General features: G+C 42.9%; 20 protein-coding genes and 1 pseudogene. 9 read left to right on the top strand and 12 right to left on the bottom strand.

The genetic code is table 11. The features are described from left to right. Nucleotides 1-266 precede the first annotated feature (266 nt). Together M1E09_RS03400 and M1E09_RS03395 are read left to right on the top strand one after the other, a co-directional pair. The gene (locus M1E09_RS03400) at nt 267-1,262 is read left to right on the top strand and encodes an NAD(P)/FAD-dependent oxidoreductase (RefSeq protein WP_456273483.1); all 996 of its coding nucleotides are present in this window, start codon (nt 267-269) and stop codon (nt 1,260-1,262) included. A 193-nt stretch (nt 1,263-1,455) separates the two neighbouring features. Continuing rightward, nucleotides 1,456-2,097, top strand: coding sequence for an SDR family oxidoreductase (locus M1E09_RS03395; protein ID WP_456273482.1), 642 nt, complete (start codon nt 1,456-1,458; stop codon nt 2,095-2,097). A 131-nt stretch (nt 2,098-2,228) separates the two neighbouring features. On the opposite strand, the gene M1E09_RS03390 is transcribed toward M1E09_RS03395, so the two are convergent. Next, entirely contained in the window at nt 2,229-2,591 is a 363-nt protein-coding gene (locus M1E09_RS03390) for a HesB/IscA family protein (protein ID WP_456273481.1), read from the bottom strand. A gap of 218 nt (nt 2,592-2,809) precedes the next feature. Between M1E09_RS03390 and M1E09_RS03385 the strand changes: the two genes are divergently transcribed. Beyond that, nucleotides 2,810-3,502, top strand: coding sequence for a DUF2225 domain-containing protein (locus tag M1E09_RS03385; protein ID WP_456273480.1), 693 nt, complete (start codon nt 2,810-2,812; stop codon nt 3,500-3,502). 31 nt (nt 3,503-3,533) lie between these two features. Here M1E09_RS03385 and M1E09_RS03380 read toward each other — a convergent pair whose 3' ends face one another. Together M1E09_RS03380 and M1E09_RS03375 are read right to left on the bottom strand one after the other, a co-directional pair. After that, the gene (locus M1E09_RS03380; RefSeq protein WP_456273479.1) at nt 3,534-3,923 is read right to left on the bottom strand and encodes a VOC family protein; all 390 of its coding nucleotides are present in this window, start codon (nt 3,921-3,923) and stop codon (nt 3,534-3,536) included. A 488-nt stretch (nt 3,924-4,411) separates the two neighbouring features. Next, a complete protein-coding gene (locus tag M1E09_RS03375) occupies nt 4,412-4,648 on the bottom strand; it encodes a YuzB family protein (RefSeq protein WP_456273478.1) in 237 nt (78 codons plus the stop codon). Nucleotides 4,649-5,162: 514 nt separating this feature from the next. Here M1E09_RS03375 and M1E09_RS03370 point away from each other — a divergent pair. After that, nucleotides 5,163-6,230: an NAD(P)/FAD-dependent oxidoreductase gene (locus M1E09_RS03370; protein ID WP_456273477.1), complete on the top strand. Its 1,068-nt coding sequence runs from the start codon at nt 5,163-5,165 to the stop codon at nt 6,228-6,230. A 302-nt stretch (nt 6,231-6,532) separates the two neighbouring features. Here the strand turns inward: M1E09_RS03370 and M1E09_RS03365 are convergent, their stop codons facing one another. Continuing rightward, a complete protein-coding gene (locus tag M1E09_RS03365) occupies nt 6,533-6,859 on the bottom strand; it encodes a YuzD family protein (protein WP_456273476.1) in 327 nt (108 codons plus the stop codon). A 231-nt stretch (nt 6,860-7,090) separates the two neighbouring features. Here M1E09_RS03365 and M1E09_RS03360 point away from each other — a divergent pair. Next, nucleotides 7,091-7,309, top strand: a pseudogene (locus M1E09_RS03360) (NifU family protein); the annotation flags it as partial. A gap of 38 nt (nt 7,310-7,347) precedes the next feature. Here M1E09_RS03360 and M1E09_RS03355 read toward each other — a convergent pair. Together M1E09_RS03355 and yutH are read right to left on the bottom strand one after the other, a co-directional pair. Then, nucleotides 7,348-8,325, bottom strand: a complete 978-nt coding sequence (locus tag M1E09_RS03355; RefSeq protein ID WP_456273475.1) for a 2-hydroxyacid dehydrogenase — start codon at nt 8,323-8,325, stop codon at nt 7,348-7,350. A gap of 73 nt (nt 8,326-8,398) precedes the next feature. Then, entirely contained in the window at nt 8,399-9,400 is a 1,002-nt protein-coding gene (yutH, locus tag M1E09_RS03350; RefSeq protein WP_456273474.1) for a spore coat putative kinase YutH, read from the bottom strand. 283 nt (nt 9,401-9,683) lie between these two features. On the opposite strand from yutH, the gene M1E09_RS03345 reads away from it, so the two are divergent. Then, nucleotides 9,684-10,184, top strand: coding sequence for a phosphatidylglycerophosphatase A family protein (locus M1E09_RS03345; protein ID WP_456273473.1), 501 nt, complete (start codon nt 9,684-9,686; stop codon nt 10,182-10,184). Nucleotides 10,185-10,552: 368 nt separating this feature from the next. On the opposite strand, the gene M1E09_RS03340 is transcribed toward M1E09_RS03345, so the two are convergent. Both M1E09_RS03340 and M1E09_RS03335 read right to left on the bottom strand, forming a co-directional pair. Further along, complete coding sequence (locus M1E09_RS03340; RefSeq protein ID WP_456273472.1) at nt 10,553-11,317, bottom strand: TIGR01457 family HAD-type hydrolase; 765 nt, start codon at nt 11,315-11,317, stop codon at nt 10,553-10,555. Nucleotides 11,318-11,351: 34 nt separating this feature from the next. Further along, nucleotides 11,352-11,789 (bottom strand): DUF86 domain-containing protein, encoded by a 438-nt coding sequence (locus tag M1E09_RS03335; RefSeq protein WP_456273471.1) that lies wholly within the window; start codon nt 11,787-11,789, stop codon nt 11,352-11,354. Nucleotides 11,790-11,921: 132 nt separating this feature from the next. On the opposite strand from M1E09_RS03335, the gene M1E09_RS03330 reads away from it, so the two are divergent. Continuing rightward, entirely contained in the window at nt 11,922-12,236 is a 315-nt protein-coding gene (locus M1E09_RS03330) for a cytosolic protein (RefSeq protein WP_456273470.1), read from the top strand. 93 nt (nt 12,237-12,329) lie between these two features. Here M1E09_RS03330 and M1E09_RS03325 read toward each other — a convergent pair whose 3' ends face one another. Continuing rightward, entirely contained in the window at nt 12,330-12,605 is a 276-nt protein-coding gene (locus M1E09_RS03325; RefSeq protein WP_456273469.1) for a YutD family protein, read from the bottom strand. A gap of 139 nt (nt 12,606-12,744) precedes the next feature. Here M1E09_RS03325 and M1E09_RS03320 point away from each other — a divergent pair, with 139 nt between their 5' ends. Further along, a complete protein-coding gene (locus M1E09_RS03320; RefSeq protein ID WP_456273468.1) occupies nt 12,745-13,467 on the top strand; it encodes a YhcN/YlaJ family sporulation lipoprotein in 723 nt (240 codons plus the stop codon). A gap of 45 nt (nt 13,468-13,512) precedes the next feature. On the opposite strand, the gene lipA is transcribed toward M1E09_RS03320, so the two are convergent. After that, nucleotides 13,513-14,430 carry a lipoyl synthase gene (gene lipA, locus M1E09_RS03315; RefSeq protein WP_456273467.1) on the bottom strand — a complete coding sequence of 306 codons (918 nt, stop codon included), beginning with the start codon at nt 14,428-14,430 and terminating at the stop codon, nt 13,513-13,515. A gap of 285 nt (nt 14,431-14,715) precedes the next feature. Between lipA and M1E09_RS03310 the strand changes: the two genes are divergently transcribed. Continuing rightward, a complete protein-coding gene (locus tag M1E09_RS03310; RefSeq protein ID WP_456274888.1) occupies nt 14,716-15,660 on the top strand; it encodes a M23 family metallopeptidase in 945 nt (314 codons plus the stop codon). 120 nt (nt 15,661-15,780) lie between these two features. Here the strand turns inward: M1E09_RS03310 and M1E09_RS03305 are convergent, their stop codons facing one another. Beyond that, nucleotides 15,781-15,879 carry a methionine/alanine import family NSS transporter small subunit gene (locus M1E09_RS03305; protein ID WP_456273466.1) on the bottom strand — a complete coding sequence of 33 codons (99 nt, stop codon included), beginning with the start codon at nt 15,877-15,879 and terminating at the stop codon, nt 15,781-15,783. Nucleotide 15,880: 1 nt separating this feature from the next. Beyond that, on the bottom strand, nt 15,881-17,407 hold the full coding sequence (locus M1E09_RS03300; protein WP_456273465.1) for a sodium-dependent transporter: 1,527 nt from the start codon (nt 17,405-17,407) through the stop codon (nt 15,881-15,883). Nucleotides 17,408-17,692 lie beyond the last annotated feature (285 nt).

The raw sequence follows: 17,692 nt of genomic DNA, 5'->3' as shown, positions 1-17,692 counted from the left end.
ATGTCATAAAATCTTAACATTATGCCCTACATTACATATTATTCTTTTTACTTTTGTTTTTCAAGATATATCCTTAAAGAATAAAACTTAAGAAAATTTTGAAAAAAGACTAAAAAACTAAAAAAGCTACAAGTATCTTCCTAATCAGATTGGAAGCGATTCCAAAGAAGACTGACTATTCAAAATCTTGATACATATTTTGTGAAGTAGTGAACTCATATGGTAGAATAGAAACTATAGTGCAAAACAAAATGGAGGGATATCATTTGAAAGAGGATCAAAAAGTATATGATATTACAATTATCGGTGGAGGCCCGACCGGCCTGTTCACTGCTTTCTACGGAGGGATGAGAAAAGCCAGCGTCAAAATCATTGAAAGCTTGCCGCAGCTTGGCGGACAACTGTCCACATTATACCCTGAAAAATATATTTATGACGTGGCCGGCTTTCCAAAGGTGAAAGCGCAAGATCTTGTCAATAACTTAAAAGCACAAATGAATCAGTTTGAACCTACTATCTGCCTTGAGCAAGCGGTGGAAAATGTTGAGAAGCAAGCTGACGGCGTCTTTAAGATGACGACAGATAAAGAAGTCCACTATTCCAAAACCATTATTATTACAGCCGGAAACGGTGCATTCCAGCCAAGAAGACTTGATCTAGAAGGTGCTTCTACATATGAAGGAAAAAATCTTCATTATTTCATAGATGATATGCAATATTTCGCTGGCAAAAAAGTTGTTATCTGCGGCGGCGGGGACTCTGCAGTCGACTGGGCATTAATGCTTGAGCCGATTGCTGAAAAAGTAACGCTTGTTCACAGACGCGATAAGTTCCGCGCCCATGAGCATAGTGTAGATGAGCTGCACAATTCATCCGTTGAGATCAAAACACCTTTCGTTCCAACTGAAGTGATTGGCGACGGAGAACAAGTGAACCAATTGGTGTTGGAAGAAGTTCGCGGAGAGGCTAAAGAGGCCTTAGACCTTGATGAACTGATCGTAAACTTCGGTTTCGTATCCTCTCTTGGCCCGATCAAAGACTGGGGACTTAACATTGAGAAAAACTCGATTGTCGTGAACTCCAAAATGGAAACAAACATTCCTGGAATTTACGCAGCCGGAGATGTTTCAACTTATGAAGGAAAAGTTAAATTGATTGCCAGCGGATTTGGTGAGGCACCGACTGCTGTCAATAACGCAAAGGCATACATGGATCCTGATGCCCGCGTTCAGCCGCTGCACAGTACTTCACTGTTCAGCTAAATCTTTCCTAATATCAGCCCGGTACCGCAGACACTTCATGTTCTCGGTACCGGCTGTTTTTTTGTATGCGTTCCCCCAGAATAAAATTTTTCAGCGGAGCAATTCTAACAGAGTGCTTAGAGACATAGTTTAACGACAGCCTGTACGGGTAGAGAAAAATACTAAGAAATCTTTAATTAAGAGGATGATTCTCATGAACGTATTAGTAATAGGCGCCAACGGAAAAACTGGAAAACTGACCATTTCCTCATTAGTAAACAGCAACCAGCATTTCGCCAAGGCGATGATCCGCAAAGCGGAGCAGATCGATACCATGGAAGAGCTGGGGGCAAAGCCGCTTGTAGGCGATCTGGAAGAGGATTTTTCTTATGTGTTTGATGAAGTTAATGCCGTCATCTTTGCAGCAGGCTCCGGAGGCTCTACAGGTGAGGATAAGACAACCGCAGTCGATGAACAGGGAGCCATCAAAGCTATCAATTATGCAAAAGAAAAAGGCTTGGACCGCTTCATCATGTTAAGTTCCATGGGAGCGAACCAGCCTTCAATGGGTCCCCACGGCCTGCAGCACTACCTTGAAGCAAAAGGAAAAGCGGACCAGCACCTGGTTGAAAGCGGATTGAACTATACGATTGTCCGTCCGGGAGCTCTTGTCGATGGTGATCCTGCCGGAAAAATCATTGCGTCTTCTTCCATTGAAGATAAGAGCGGCAGCATTACACGGGAAGACGTGGCTGAAGTACTGACTGCCTGCCTTACCATGCCGGAAACCTATCACAAAACATTTGAAATCCTCAATGGCGATACGCCTATTGATGAAGCACTTAAGAGTGTTTGAATATATGGGAACCAGCTGATCTGATTTGCAGGTCAGCTGGTTTTATTGATGCCTGTCCTCATTTTGACAAACAAAAAAACCTTTCGGAATCAGTCTCAACTGACTCCAAAAGGTTGATACTTCATTATCGATTAACAATTCTCAGGCGTACCTGCAACCTTAGCAGTTCTGAACGAGGATCCACATCCGCAATTCGCGATTGCATTGGGATTATCGATGGTGAAGCCGCCGCCCATCATCGATTGCTTGTAATCGATTTTGGTACCGTTAAGGATTGGGGCATCTTTTTTGTCGACAACCACTTTGATTCCGTGCAGTTCAAGCTGCATGTCATCTTCCCCTGCTTCATGTTCGAATCCCATGCCGTAAGAGAGACCGCTGCATCCGCCGCCTTTAATGGATACACGAATGAATGCACCTTCTTCCTCATTCTGCTTCATCATATCCTTGATTTGCAGGGCTGCTGCTTCTGTAATGATGACTACTTCTTCCATGTTTCTCACCTCCGCTTTACCTTTAAACATCTATCTTCTCACTATAGTTTATGTCTATTTAGTGTACAGTATATACTTTTTTCGCCCTATCCTCAACCAATCTGCAATATGAACATAATAAGAACATTTTATAAAAAATGGAAATTTATATAGTGCTTTTAAACTATTTTGATGTATAATATAAGCATAATTACCTATAAGAATCGGAGTGAATATACATGGCAGAGGTTACTCCTTTTTATCACCGCAATTTGACATGCTATTCATGTCAAAAAGGATTCAAGACAACAAAAATCCGCTCCAGGTTCATTAAATATCATCAGCTTGACACCGATTTTTGTCCAGATTATCAATCAGCTGAATTGAATCCGCTTCTATATAATGTAAATGTGTGTCCTCATTGCGGTTTCTCTTTTACCGACAGTTTTTCCAAGCATATCGTTCCGGTCATTAGAAATGAAATCAGGGAACACATAACAAATCATTGGAGCAAACAGGACCTTGGCGGTTACCGAACCATTGATGAAGGTATTAAGACATATAAACTCGCGATTTTAAGCGCCAACATAAAAAGAGAAAAGTCGATTGTAAAAGCCGGCTTATACTTGAGAACAGCTTGGCTGTACCGGTCAATCTCCAATGCTGAACAGGAGTTTCGCTTCATGAACCTTGCAGTAGAAGCTTATTGCTCATCATACAGTAATGAAGACTTTATAGATACGCAAATGTCCAATGCCCGTCTGCTCTACGTGATAGCAGAGCTGTATTACCGCCTTGGAAATTACTCACAGGCATCGATCTATTTTTCAAAAGTCCTTCGGCTGCAAAAACATGCCAAAGAACCAAGAATCATAGAAATGGCTAGGAACCGCTGGGAAGACCTCCGGGAAGATTATAAGAATGCTAAGTAAAAAAAGCTGGAGCAATCCAGCTTTTTATAATTCAATCATAAATTCCGGGACAATAAGCTTCCAGCATGTTACCGTCAGGGTCAAAAAATTTGAAGTGACCTTTGTGTGAAGGATTTTCCTCTACCTCTGCCCCTTGAGTTTTAAGAACCCCGTATAGATCCTGACAGTACTCCCCGGAGATGCCGAGTACCGGATGGGTTGTGTTATGTCCTCCAGCAAGCTCATTGTTTTCTATCAGGCAGAGTACAGGACTTCCGCCATTTCCTTCATCATAAGTAGGAGACTCCCCAAAGGCCAAAACAACCGTCGTTCCATAATCCGCTGCAACATTCAACCTCAAAGTATCCACATACCATTTTGCTGCTTCATTGATGTTCCTTACATATAAGTTTGTCTGTAAAAGCCCTGTGAAAAATGACATATCAAATTCCTCCCAAATTTATTTTTTAAAAATGGTTTTGTTAGTTAATGATGTTGTTATTCAGTTTAAATGGATCCATTGGAGGTGGTCCTGCATGATTTCCGCTCCAGGTGTACGACTCCGCGGGGCGGGCGGTGAGCCTCCTCGGCTGCGCCTGCGGGGTTACGTTCCAGTGGGTACGTAACCTTGGTCACACCTGTCCCGCTAGTCCCGCAGGAGGTCGTACACCTTCCGCTCCAATCAGCTGTTGTTTCAATATTTTACTGAAAGATTAAGATTTAGAAATGAAAAACTTCTACTTCAATAATAAGCTCCAAGAAAACCAATTCACTAATAACAAAAGTAGGCACAAAACTAATGCAGTTAATAAATAAGATGTTCCGCATTTTAAGTGGAATAACAACATCATCAACTAACAGAGCATAAAAATAAAAAAACAGGCGAAAGAAGCTTTCTTCTCTGCCTGTTCAAGTTGAATGGATTTATTGTTAAAACATTGGATTCTCTTCTAAAAATTGATAGATATTTTCCACAAGCTCATCCGGACTGTTTCCCTGCACGACATCTCCATTAACGAGAGCGAAAAAGGATGAAGCACACTTTCCACAGTATCCAAGACAGCCGTATTCGACTACATCAAGATTCGGGTCTCTTTCCAATGCTTCCAGCGCTTTTTGCGACCCGCTTGCAAGATTGCTAATGCAAAACTCAATGATAGGTTTCACTTTCTTCACCTCGCTAATACTACATGCTTATGCTACCTTTTTTCCCCGATAACGTCAACGAATAGTGCACTAAAAGAGTCGTATAGATAAAAGAGTTTGGGGCTGCTTTTTTCCCTGCCCGGGAGCGGATAGTGACTTCCTCGAACAGAAGGATTCTTTCCAGAGGAACGATCCCTATCCTGAACCCTAATATTCCACAAATCTCCAGACAAGGCGCGGGCCTTCTGCTCCAATACATTCATAAATTCACTTTAATAGGTAAAAGCCCTGTTCCATTGTGAATAATTTGTCTTATTCAGTTGTGAAAAAGCTATTATTTCGATATACTTTTTAATGATTACGTTTTGTTATTAACTATATAAATAAAAATAAATGTCTATTATTGAAAGTGCTTACCTAACCTGTCCCTCATTTCGTAAGCTTTGCATCTCCCCGCATTCTATCAGCAGGGCTTTCTGCATAGTGAAGACGAAAATGAGTTCATTATTAAAGTGCAAAAAGGGGAAATTACTTTATGAAAAATTTAGTCCTGCTCGGTGGCGGCTATGGTAACATGCGGGTGCTGCTTCGCCTGCTGCCCAACCAGCTTCCTGAAGATGTATCCATCACCCTGATTGACCGGGTTCCTTATCATTGTTTAAAGACTGAATATTATGCATTGGCTGCCGGAACGATTTCCGATCAGCATGTGCGCGTTGACTTTCCAGAGCATTCCCGGCTTTCGGTTAAGTATGGGGAAGTTACGGAAATAGATTCTTCCAATAAACTTGTTCACTTAAACGGCGGGGAGACGGTAAGCTATGATGATCTCGTCATCGGCCTTGGCTGTGAAGACAAATACCATGGAGTGCCGGGTGCAGATGAATTCACTTACAGCATTCAATCGATCGAGAAGTCCCGCAAAACGTACGAAGCCCTTTGTAATTTACCGGCCGGCTCTGTAGTCGGAATAGTCGGTGCTGGTTTGAGCGGGATTGAGCTTGCCAGTGAGCTTAGAGAGAGCCGGACAGATTTAAACATTAAGCTTTTCGACCGCGGCTCCCGCATCCTGGGGACTTTCCCGGAAAGATTAAGTTCTTATGTCCACAAGTGGTTTGAAGAGAACAATGTGGACATCGTCAATAATTCGAGCATTACAAAGGTTGAACCAAATACTCTTTTTAACCACGAAGAAAGCATCCATTGTGATGCCATTGTCTGGACGGCAGGAATCCAGCCGGTTCGCATCGTACGTGAATGGGATGTGGAAAAAGATAAGCAAGGAAGAGTAGTGCTGACAAAGTATCACAACCTTCCAACCGACGAAAACGTCTATGTAGTCGGGGATTGCGCTGCCCTTCCTCAGGCACCGAGTGCACAACTGGCTGAGGGACAAGCTGAGCAGATTGTCCAGGTTCTACTGAAGCGATGGAAAGGCGAAGAGCTTCCGGAAGAACTGCCACGCATTAAATTGAAAGGCATCCTTGGATCACTCGGGAAAAAACATGGATTCGGATTAGTAAACGAACGTTCCATTACCGGGCGTGTGGCAAGATTGCTTAAATCCGGCGTACTTTGGATGTATAAATACCATAACGGATGATGAAATTGAAAAAACAACGGCCCTGGTGCCGTTGTTTTTTTGTATCCTGAGTGTAACCGGATGCGGACTTGATGAAATTATGTCAAATTAGACGAAATCGCAATCAATAGAGGGGATCCAATCCAGTAAAATCTCACTTATGAGCCAGATTCAGCTTTTATGAGCCAAATTTTTCATATATGAGCCAAAAATCTTTTTTATGAGCATAATTTTGAATTTATGAGCCAAATTTCATTTTTATGAGCATTCTCTCCTTTTTTTTAAAAAATCCCCGCACACCAACTCAGGCGTACGGGGATTTCTTATCCTGCTTGATAACCGTATTTTTCAAGCTCGGAGAAAACAGTTTTCAGCTTTGGATTTCCTTCTCCAACTACTTTTCCATAAATGGAGACGACAGGATAGAACATGTCTTCTTCTATGACACGGGATGCGAACTCCTGCAGATCCTGTTCAGCCGGCGGGTTATATATATCGACATACTTGATTGTAAATGTTTGTTCAGGGAACTTCCTCGCTATTGCTGCATCCAGCCACTCATATGTTTCCTTGGATGTCGGCAGGTTGACACAGCTTGCACAGACGGTCTCTGCTCCATAAACGATGATTTCCACTTCTTTTCTTTCCATTTCTCCACCCCTTTATCTTCCTATCTCCTATTTTACAAAACTTTCGATTTTTGCAAAACTGTCAGGTGCCTAAAATTTTCTTTCCACCTTCATGATACACCGCTTTCATGATTATTTCACAAGGGAAAATTTAACACGTAAAATTGGTTCAACCAATAGATTTTTTCCTCATATATTATTATAATAGAGAGTAAGGAAAGGAGTCGATTTTACATGACACAACAAGAATTAGTACCTCAAGTACAAGAGGTGTTAGATAAATTGCGTCCCTTCTTGCTTCGTGACGGCGGGGACTGTGAATTGGTCGATGTCGAGGATGGCATTGTAAAGCTTCGTCTTCTTGGCGCTTGCGGAAGCTGCCCGAGCTCAACGATTACGTTGAAAGCCGGTATTGAACGTGCACTTTTGGAAGAAGTTCCAGGGATTGTAGAAGTAGAACAAGTATTTTAATGATTAAAGGATGACCCGCACAGGCAGGTCATCCTTTTTTATTGTTCAACTTCTTTATTGACAAGTGTTTTCGGCTTGCTGCCTTCCAGGACTGATTTGATATTGCTCACACACAGTTCCATCATTTCCATTCTTGTTTCCACGGAGGAACTGCCGATATGAGGAAGGGCGACCACATTTTTCAATGACAACAATGGGTGTCTCTCATCGATTGGTTCTTTTTCAAAAACATCGAGACCAGCTGCTGCGATTTCCCTATTTACCAGCGCTTCGTACAAAGCACCTTCATTGACGATCGGTCCCCTGGCGGCATTAATGAAAATGGCGGAGGATTTCATCATATCAAATTGCTCCTTTTGGAAAAGACCCTTCGTTTCCGGTGTCAACGGTGCGAGACAGACGACATAATCGGAATTCACCAGGAGTTGTTCCAGGCTCGCGTATTCTGCCCCTAACGCCTCTTCTGCATTTGGTTTCCTGGAACGGTTATGGTAGAGAATATTCATGTCAAATCCTTTAGCTCGTCTCGCAAAAGCTTCTCCGATGCTTCCCATGCCGATAATTCCAACAGTCTTATGATGGATATCACTCCCTGCCATCAACAAAGGAGACCAGCTCTTCCACTTTCCTTCTCTAATATAGGCATCCGCTTCTATCAACCGGCGTGCCGTTGCCATCATCAGGCCGAACGTAAGGTCTGCGGTTGTATCGGTCAGGACATCCGGTGTGTTGCAGACAGCTATCCCTTTTTCTGTTGCGGCTGCCACATCGATATTGTCAAATCCGACTGCAAGGTTTGCAACAACCTTTAAATGTGGCGATTGTTCAAACAATTCCCTGTCGATCGGGTCAGACAGCATGGACAGTATTCCTGCAGCTTTTTCAGCGTTAGCCAGCAATGTCTCGCGAGGTACAGAATTATTTTCATCCTCCCACATTTCCACTTCATATGTATCCTGAAGGGGTGCTAAAACCTCTTCAGGCAATTTCCTTGTGACATAAATATATGGTTTCATTAATCCAATCCCTGCTTTCTGCTTACTTTTTTCTATTTTAGCAATATCAGGGATTGATGCAAAGCAGCTAGAATCAAAACAGCCAGGCTACTCCGGGAATGGAATATTTCTTTACCGGCACTTCCGCCATCTGATAAAAGCCTCCCAGAAACCTTTCATATTGGCGGGTTGTGTTAAGATGGCTCTGCAGTTGTTCGCCCAGCCTGAAATGCTGTCCCTCTGAATCTGAGAGGTAATAGTTTTCAATGACTTCAAAGTAATGAAGCGGAAACAACAGCCTTGCGTAAACCAATCTCCATGAAAAAGAAGACAGCGGCGTGACGGATTGATATTCACGAAGAAATTGAAGAATTTCCGGCTGATGAGTATTTTGCCTTTTAAAATATCGTTCGCGGACATGTTCAGCAATGTCCCTGCCACAGTGATCGAATACCCAGTCAAATGGATTATGAATGCTGACTTCATTTCCCCAGACTCCATCTAAAAACCTCTCATGACAAACGGTTCCCGCATCCGTGTAAACAGGATTATCATCCATTTCCGTATCTACAAGATATTGAACAGCATTTTCCGCCATGCCTATATAGTATGGACAGCTGTCAATGAAAATCCGTTCAAATTCATCACCTGGATGGTTTTGCAACACCCCTTGATAAGCTTTTTCCATTTGCTCTATTCTTTTTTCCCAAAGAGTTTTCCACTGCCCGATTCTGCTGATGTTCGTGATCTTTTCCTCAACCGCCCGGCCGCGCTGGTGGAATTTTCCCAGCTTCCTTCCCACCTTTGCGCCATTGCTGCTCCTGTGGTTTTCATTTTTGAGCACAGTATAATCCTGCTCATTTTCCGAGACAAGAAATCTGCCTTCTTTTGTAGGAACAAATGAGGAAACATAGCGGTCTCCGTACTTTTTCATATGCTCTGTAATTTTATACAGCTCGACAAGATTCTCCTGTTCCATGTTCGTAACATTGACAATAGTATATATTGACCCATCTGCCATATATCTCTCTTCTCTGCCATCCTTAAACGACCTCTCCGGCTGCAATCCATAATGCTTTGTCAGAATATCTTCCATCCTGCTTCTCCTCCCGAACGTCCTTTTACATCAAGTATATGTAAGAAAAAGGAGCATTCATGAATAAGAAAACGGTTTGGGGACAAAAAGAGAATATAACTTCTAAAAGGGCACCCGCAAACATATATCTATAAGTACACACTTAAATACCACACTTTTTTGGGGATTCATTACTATACTTACCGGCCGGTGGCAATAATAGATAAGTGAATGGGACGGGTCTAATGAAAGAATACTGGTTCACCGGCAGACGCAAAAAAAATTACAGGAAAAGGTGACTGAGATGAAAGATAAAGCTTCAAGAAAATTATCCGAAGAAACTGCTCGCAGATGGCTTCATGAACGTGGAGTTGAAATTGATGATATCGCAGAGCTTGTCTTGTTCCTCCAGAAGAAGTATCATCCAAACCTGGAGTTGGAAGAGTGCCGCAACAACATTGAACGGGTACTATCAAAACGCGAAGTGCAAAATGCGATCCTGACCGGAATCCAGTTAGACCGGCTTGCTGAAAAAGGAATGCTTGAAGAACCTCTTCAATCAATTATTGAAGTGGATGAAGGATTGTACGGAGTAGATGAAATCCTGGCATTTTCCATCGTCAATGTATATGGTTCAATCGGGTTTACTAACTATGGATATATCGATAAACAAAAGCCGGGCATCCTGGAAAAATTGAATGATAAATCATCAGATAAGTGCCATACCTTCCTGGATGATATTGTCGGCGCAATCGCTGCGGCGGCTTCATCAAGGCTGGCTCATCGTTATGAGGAAACAGATTAAAAGAGGACGGGACATAAGTTGAAAACTATTTAATTTAAGGTGAAATAACGAAAATAAAACCGTATGAGTTCAAGATTATTTACTTGACTTCATAAGGTTTTATTCATTTTATCAGGCTCTTTTTAAAAGAGTGTAACTTTAAATGCTATTTTACCCCATACCCTTTTACGTAGGAGGCTTGGAGCGGAAGTCGTGCGACCTCCTGCGGGACTAGCGGGACAGGTGAGACCCCGCAGGCAAAGCCGAGGAGGCTCACCGCCCGCCCCGCGGAGTCGTACGGCTGGAGCGGAAAGCCATTACTTTTAAACAGCCACAATCATTGCGAAAAGAGCCTTTTATTATTGTTTTGTCCCAACCTCTTTTTTGGATTATATATCCCACTCATCAAGCGAGTTGATCGTATATGTCGGCTGTATTTCTTTTTCACGAAGGATTTCTTTCGTTGTCACACCTGTATGGACAAGCAATGTATCCAGTCCGGCATTGATACCCGCAAGTATGTCCGTATCATAGTTGTCGCCGACCATGAGTGTTTTCTCTTTTGGCACACCGAGCACTTCCTGGGCCTGTTCCATGATGATGGATTCAGGCTTTCCAATAAAGATGGGCTGTGTCTGGGTAGATACGGTGATGACAGACGTCAGTGAACCGTTGCCTGGAAGCAGCCCCCTCTCTGTCGGGATGGCAATATCTCCATTCGTTGAAATGAAGGTTGCACCATTTCTGACCCCAAGGCATGCCAGTGCCAGCTTCTCATAATTAATCGACCGGTCGATGCCGACAATCACAAAGTCAGGTTTTTCCTCAACAATTCGAAGACCTTTTTCTTCCAATGCAGAACGGATTCCTTCTTCTCCGATTACATAGGCGGTGGCATTCTTTTTCTTTTCGGCTATAAAACTTGCTGTGGCCATGGAAGTGGTAAATACCTGATGAGGCTCAGCCGGAATATCAAAGTCCCTTAATTTTGCTGAAACCTGCTCAGGTGTCCTGGATGAATTATTTGTGACAAAAAGGTATGGCAGCCCTTTTTCAATCAAGCGGTTTACAAAATCACCAGCTTCCTCTATTTTCTCTTTCCCTTTGTACATCGTCCCATCGAGATCGATTAAGTATCCTTGATAATCTTTCATGGTAACCTCCAGCAATTCAAGTATGTCTGTTATGTTAGTTTTTAAAAGCTGAAACCGGGCCCAGCTCATTCGTCAGGTAATTTCTCACATATACCGGAAACAGGCGCAGTGATTCGATATTTTCGCTCATGCTTTTTGCCACTGCCTCATGATTGATTTGTGTATATTCCTGGACAACCATTTTACGGTAGGAAATAACATTCTTCAGGCTGACTTCCATTTCCTTTGTAATGACCTTTTCATCCAGTAAAATATCAATAATATCCTCATAACTTCCCGGGTCCCTCATAATGAAACCATCAATCATTGCGTTCCCTGTATCGAGGATCGATTCAATCACTGTATGGCAAACCCGCTCCAAAGCGAGCATTTCAACATCAGTCTTCCAGCTGTCCTTTTCTTGAAATAGGTGAAGCTGTTTTTCCATATATTTCAGAATCTCTTCAATTTTTTCACGGTCAACAAAATACATCTGCAGCACCTCGTCTCTTATGTCTAGTTTTCAACTTATAGTGTAACATATTCCTTCAAAATTCTTCTTCCTTCGTCGTCCTGCATGATATCCCGCCACCTCCATATACTAAAGACAATCGGAGGTGGCAATATGTTTTTCAACAAAAAAGATCGCACTCTCGATAAAGAAGAAGAAGTGTATAGTGACTTTTCAAATGTGGAAACACAGCGAAATTTCATCGTACCTGAACAAACTCCGGAGGGTCCTTATGGCGCTCCGAGGGGTAAATATACTCCTGTAGAAAACAAGTCAACACCTTGGCGTGAGGGCCAGCGTTACTACAGCGCGTTCAACTATGAATTCAAGTCGCTCCATCAGGATATACCAAGGCAGGACCCGGGCTCCCACCCTGTCCATGCCGACCCTGACCGTAACGAAGAGCCACCTTATACAGAAAATAAATAAACAAAAGCCGGCACCCCCTATTGGGCAGCGCCGGCTTTATCACTTTAAAGCACTAAAAGGGACAGTCCCTCTTAACACGTTAAAGCATTAAAGTCACTGTTTCGTTTTCTTGACGATAAAGTATGGACAGCCAAAGTTACAGTATTCGTATAAGTAATCCTTAATTGTCGTGATCTTGGTATCAAATGTCGCTTTTTGATTTTGATCATCAAAGAAGCCTTTCAGACGGAGCTGGCCATAGCCCCAGTCACCAAGAATATAATCATACTTGTTCAGAATTTCACTGTATCGGGTTCGGAAAGCCTCTTCATTGAAGCCGTCACGGAACTCTTCCACTACTTCGTAACACACATTATTGATGCACACCATGTTCCTTCACCTACTTTCCACATTACATCTTTTCCGATGATAAAAAATCACTTAATTAAATTATAACTGATTGTCCATTAATTACTAAGAGAAAAATACATTTATCAGGGTCATCATAACAAATGAGGAGGTGTTTTAATTGAAGAAAAAAATGCTAGCCGCAGGAGTAATCAGTTTTTCGCTTCTGGGAGCGGGATGTGCCGATGATCTTGCCTCAGATGGCGATGAGATTTTTCATGATAACGGCAACACGATTAACGTCACTGAAGATGAAGATATCTTCAATAAAGTAGCAGACAATGAACACGCCCGAGGAGAACAGTTTGGTTACGTTCGCCAGCAGAAAAGCCCTATCGCAGGAAGAACAATATCAACAGACGACATGTATACGATTGACCGCGAAAAAGTAGCGGACTCCATCAGCAGAATGAGTGTCACGCTTCCAAAGGTACAGGATGCTGCTACGCTTGTGACGGATGAAGAAGTACTCGTATCCTATAAAACGGATGCAAAAGATAAAGACCTGCGTTTTGAAGTTGCCGATCAGGTCAAAAAAACAGCCTTGTCTGTCGTGCCGCGCTGGTACCACGTTTATGTCACGGATGACGCTAACTTAATGCAAAATGTCGAGAACCTCGCTTCCATGGATACAGACATGGCCAATGTAAACACGGCCATTGATGATACCATCAACCAGATGCTGCAAGCCTCACCCCAGGGACGCAGAATTGATGAGGGTGAAGACCCAAATGGTGTAATGAATGATGAAATGAATGACATGAATGAGGATGACGTACACCGAATTAAACGTGACAGACAAAAACGATATGATAATACCGATCAAGATAGCCTGACTGATTAATGAAAAAGGACTGATCCCTCATAGCGGGTCAGTCCTTTGTTAAATTTATGCCTTTTGGGCTTCTGCCTCTCCCATTTCCTGCTTGGCTTTAGCAGCGGCATTAACTTGCTCATCAGCATGGTAAGAAGAACGTACAAGAGGACCTGCTTCACAGTGGCTGAAGCCTTTTTCAATCGCAATTTTGCGAAGCTCGGCGAACTCATCCGGATGGTAATACTTCTGTACCTTCAAATGTTTCTTTGTCGGCTGCAAATATTGGCCTATCGCCATGATATCCACGTTGCTGGCTCTCAGATCATCCATTGTTTCGATGATTTCTTCCTTTGTTTCACCAAGGCCGACCATGATGCTTGATTTCGTTGGGATTTCAGGCTGAAGTTCTTTCGCACGAGCCAGGAATTCCAGCGTACGCTCATAGGTTGCACGCGCTCTAACTCTTGGAGTCAGGCGGCGAACCGTTTCGATGTTATAGTTCATGATATCCGGTTTTGAGTCCATCAATGTCTTAATATTGTCGAACACACCGCCCATATCGGATGGAAGTACTTCAATTGTCGTAAATGGATTTTTTCTGCGGATCGCTCTTACCGTTTCGGCAAATACAGCAGAACCTCCGTCTTTCAGATCGTCGCGGGCTACCGCCGTAACAACGACATGCTTAAGGTTCATTAACTGAACAGAATCAGCAACACGTTCCGGTTCCTGCAAATCCAACTCATTCGGAAGACCTGTTTTAACAGCACAGAAACGGCATGCACGTGTACAGACATCCCCAAGGATCATGAAAGTTGCCGTACGCCTTGTTCCCCAGCACTCATGGATATTAGGGCACCGTGCTTCTTCACAAACCGTATGAAGATTCTTTTCACGCATCATTTTCTTAAGGCCCATATAATTATCGTTCGTATTCAGCTTGATTTTAAGCCAATCGGGTTTGCGGATATGTTCTTCTTTTTTACTCATAATTTCATCTCCATTCAATGAAGTCACTGTCTAAAGCAAACAGAGTAAAACGCTATTTATCAACAACGCTTTATATATGTAAAAAAATATCAAAAAGTAAAATAACGCGTTCCTTAGACACTTTATCACACTAAAATTCTTTAGACAAGCCTTCAATATGAGGATTACCAGTAATTGATATTTATGAAAACGTAAGACTGTAACACAATAATGGTAGGACTTTAAGGAAAGGTGGAAACGACTTTGTATAAAAAAATCATCGCTCTTATTATATGCAGCTTTTTTATAGCATCCTTCACTATAGATGTTCAGGCAGCCGGAGAGGAAGAACACTTGCCGGAAAGAATGGAACTGTTCAGAAAGATGGAAGCTGCAACCCAGATTCCCTGGTATTACCTTGCTGCAGTCGATCAATATGAACGCAGTCTGCGCTTTTCCAGAAAAGATTTGCCGAAGCCCGAAAATCCTATTTCAATATATTTTCCCCCATCAGAATGGGCTGGTCCTCTCAATCCAAACACCGAGGATCAGAATCCAAAGACCATCACCTTTTTCGATGGAATCGGGAAAGACGGGAATGGCGATGGAATTGCCGACCACACCAACGATGAAGATATATTGGCTGCTTTTGCCGGTTATATATTAGATTATGGGATCGATGAGGATAATTTTAAGATCGCCCTGTGGAATTACTATAAGCGAGATAAAACCGTCAGCATCATCATGGGAAAAGCCAAGCTGTATAAAACTTATGGCCATCTTGATTTAGGCGGAAAAGCATTTCCACTTCCTTTACGGTTTAACTACAGCTACAAAAACACTTGGGGAGATGCCCGTGGGTGGGGCGGCAGAAGGATACACGAAGGGACCGATTTATTCGCCGACTATGGCGTTCCCGTCCGGTCTACTTGTTACGGCATAATTGAGATGAAAGGCTGGAATCGGTTTGGCGGGTGGCGGATCGGAATCCGTGACATCAATAATACCTATCACTACTTTGCTCATTTAAGCGGATTTGCAAAAGACATCCAGGTCGGGCAAGCCGTAGAACCCGGCATGCTGATCGGCGGAGTCGGCAGCTCAGGCTACGGTCCTCCGGGTACTTCAGGGAAGTTCCCTCCTCACCTTCATTATGGAATGTACAAGGACAATGGATATACAGAGTGGTCTTTTGATCCGTATCCATACCTGAGAGTGTGGGAAAGACAGGAGAGGCAGAAGAAGCGGTAGTCTTTCTTGAGCAGCGGCTGGCCGAGATCAACGTTTTTATATCAGGCTCAAGAATGATAACAACAAACGAGAATAAATAATCTAAAAAAGAGCCCCGGGTATCCCGGAGCTCTCTGTCTGTTATTTTGATTTTTTCACCGCATTAAGAATGCTTCCAGCCAAGCCGCCCCAAATAATCAGCATACCGACAATCATCATAAAAATTGCGCTTCCTGACATATTAGCTTACCTCCTTGTAGCTCTCAGCTTCAGTTTTAGCATGCCAGCGTTTGAACATCAACCCTACACCCGCAAGGAGTGCAAAACCTGCTACAAACCATCCACCAAACAGGATAAACATATCTGAATACCCTTCGTAGTTTCCTGTCTCTGTATCAAACTCTTGAAGAAGGTTCTGCTTGAACAAACCAAACATCATGTAGCCAAGTACGATTGGCGTGATTACACCAAGGCAGACTTTCCACCAGCCGCCAAGACGAATGTCAGAAGCGATATTCGCATGTTCCTGGAAGCTGTTAAGCTTGCGAAGGAACCAGGCAATGGCCACAACTTCCACAAGTCCTACGAAAGCTACACCAAACTGATTGATGAAGTAATCTGCTGCATCCAGGAAGAAAAGCCCTCCTTGTGTAGCAAAAAGAATTGAGATAAGAGCTGAAGCTCCTCCTCCAAAAGCAATTGCTTTATTACGGGAAATTCCAAATTTCTCCGAGAATCCTGCCACATATGTTTCTGTGATAGAGATTAATGAAGATAATCCGGCTAACACAAGTGATGCAAAGAACAAGAATCCAAACAGGCCGTTAAGTGCCGGGAACTCGTTGATGATTTGCGGGAATACAACGAACGCAAGTCCGACACCGCCGCTTACTACATCTTGCACTGTCATTCCCTGCTGGTTGGCCATGAAGCCCAGAGCAGCGAATACCCCGATACCGGCAAGCAATTCAAAACCGGAGTTACTGAATCCAGTGATGAAGGCATTGTTTGTGATATCTGATTTCTTAGGAAGATAACTTGAATACGTAATCATGATAGCGAATGCAATGGATAAGCTGAAGAAAATCTGTCCATAAGCAGCCATCCATACGCTTGGCTCCATAATCATATCAAAATTAGGCTTGAAGAATGCATCCAAACCGTCCATTGCCCCAGGTAATGTAAGAGCGCGGACAACAATGATCAGGAACAAGACCACAAGTGCAGGGATGAAAATTTTGTTTGCCACTTCGATTCCTTTTTTAACCCCTTTGAACAGGACTCCAAGTGTAATGGCCCAAACAAGAATTAACGGAATGAATACTCCCGGCACCAGGCTTCCAGTCGTCCCCGGTGTTTCAGCTAGTTTTAAGTAATCGCCAAAAAGGAATCCTTCCGTGTCGCTTCCCCAGCTGAGGTTGAACGAAAACACACTGTAAGACATTGCCCACGCAATGATAACTGCATAGTAGGTGGAGATGACAAATGATACAAAGACTGCCCACCAGCCGATCCATTCTGATTTTCTGCTCATTCTGAAAAATGAAAGCGGTGCAGAACCTCTGTACTTATGGCCAAGAGTGAACTCAAGGACCAAAAGTGGAATACCCGCAGTTAGCAAAGCAAATAAATAAGGAATGAAAAATGCCCCTCCGCCGTTCTCATAAGCTACTGCAGGGAAACGCCAAATGTTCCCGAGGCCGATTGCGGAACCGACCGCTGCCAGAATAAATCCGGCTCTCGTACCCCATTGTGCACGATTTTCCATGATAACTCCCCCCTGAATACAATTTAATAATCTTTAGTATTTTCAGATTATTTAGATAATCTAAAATCAGTATAGCTAGTATTAGGACGAATGTCAAAGTATTATTTGATTTTTGCAAATCATTTTTTCAGATGCTTTTAATCATGCATGCCGATAGGGTCGAAACCACATGGAAGCTATTTCGAGATAACAAATAACTTGTGATGAGGAATTTGTAGAAGGCTTTTGTGCATATGGCTTGAAAACACAAAAAACATCATTAAATGTGCTTGTCTTTCTCCTGAT

The sequence above is a fragment of the Bacillus sp. AK031 genome (genome assembly GCF_053903065.1).
This window is presented reverse-complemented; position numbering and strand designations above follow the sequence as displayed.

What these genes read in the sequence shown, in the direction of transcription:
- M1E09_RS03395 (WP_456273482.1), top strand. Translation starts at nt 1,456, where the DNA reads ATGAACGTATTAGTAATAGGCGCCAACGGAAAAACTGGAAAACTGACC.
- M1E09_RS03390 (WP_456273481.1), bottom strand. Translation starts at nt 2,591, where the DNA reads ATGGAAGAAGTAGTCATCATTACAGAAGCAGCAGCCCTGCAAATCAAG.
- M1E09_RS03385 (WP_456273480.1), top strand. Translation starts at nt 2,810, where the DNA reads ATGGCAGAGGTTACTCCTTTTTATCACCGCAATTTGACATGCTATTCA.
- M1E09_RS03380 (WP_456273479.1), bottom strand. Translation starts at nt 3,923, where the DNA reads ATGTCATTTTTCACAGGGCTTTTACAGACAAACTTATATGTAAGGAAC.
- M1E09_RS03370 (WP_456273477.1), top strand. Translation starts at nt 5,163, where the DNA reads ATGAAAAATTTAGTCCTGCTCGGTGGCGGCTATGGTAACATGCGGGTG.
- M1E09_RS03365 (WP_456273476.1), bottom strand. Translation starts at nt 6,859, where the DNA reads ATGGAAAGAAAAGAAGTGGAAATCATCGTTTATGGAGCAGAGACCGTC.
- M1E09_RS03355 (WP_456273475.1), bottom strand. Translation starts at nt 8,325, where the DNA reads ATGAAACCATATATTTATGTCACAAGGAAATTGCCTGAAGAGGTTTTA.
- yutH (WP_456273474.1), bottom strand. Translation starts at nt 9,400, where the DNA reads ATGGAAGATATTCTGACAAAGCATTATGGATTGCAGCCGGAGAGGTCG.
- M1E09_RS03345 (WP_456273473.1), top strand. Translation starts at nt 9,684, where the DNA reads ATGAAAGATAAAGCTTCAAGAAAATTATCCGAAGAAACTGCTCGCAGA.
- M1E09_RS03340 (WP_456273472.1), bottom strand. Translation starts at nt 11,317, where the DNA reads ATGAAAGATTATCAAGGATACTTAATCGATCTCGATGGGACGATGTAC.
- M1E09_RS03335 (WP_456273471.1), bottom strand. Translation starts at nt 11,789, where the DNA reads ATGTATTTTGTTGACCGTGAAAAAATTGAAGAGATTCTGAAATATATG.
- M1E09_RS03330 (WP_456273470.1), top strand. Translation starts at nt 11,922, where the DNA reads ATGTTTTTCAACAAAAAAGATCGCACTCTCGATAAAGAAGAAGAAGTG.
- M1E09_RS03325 (WP_456273469.1), bottom strand. Translation starts at nt 12,605, where the DNA reads ATGGTGTGCATCAATAATGTGTGTTACGAAGTAGTGGAAGAGTTCCGT.
- lipA (WP_456273467.1), bottom strand. Translation starts at nt 14,430, where the DNA reads ATGAGTAAAAAAGAAGAACATATCCGCAAACCCGATTGGCTTAAAATC.
- M1E09_RS03305 (WP_456273466.1), bottom strand. Translation starts at nt 15,879, where the DNA reads ATGTCAGGAAGCGCAATTTTTATGATGATTGTCGGTATGCTGATTATT.
- M1E09_RS03300 (WP_456273465.1), bottom strand. Translation starts at nt 17,407, where the DNA reads ATGGAAAATCGTGCACAATGGGGTACGAGAGCCGGATTTATTCTGGCA.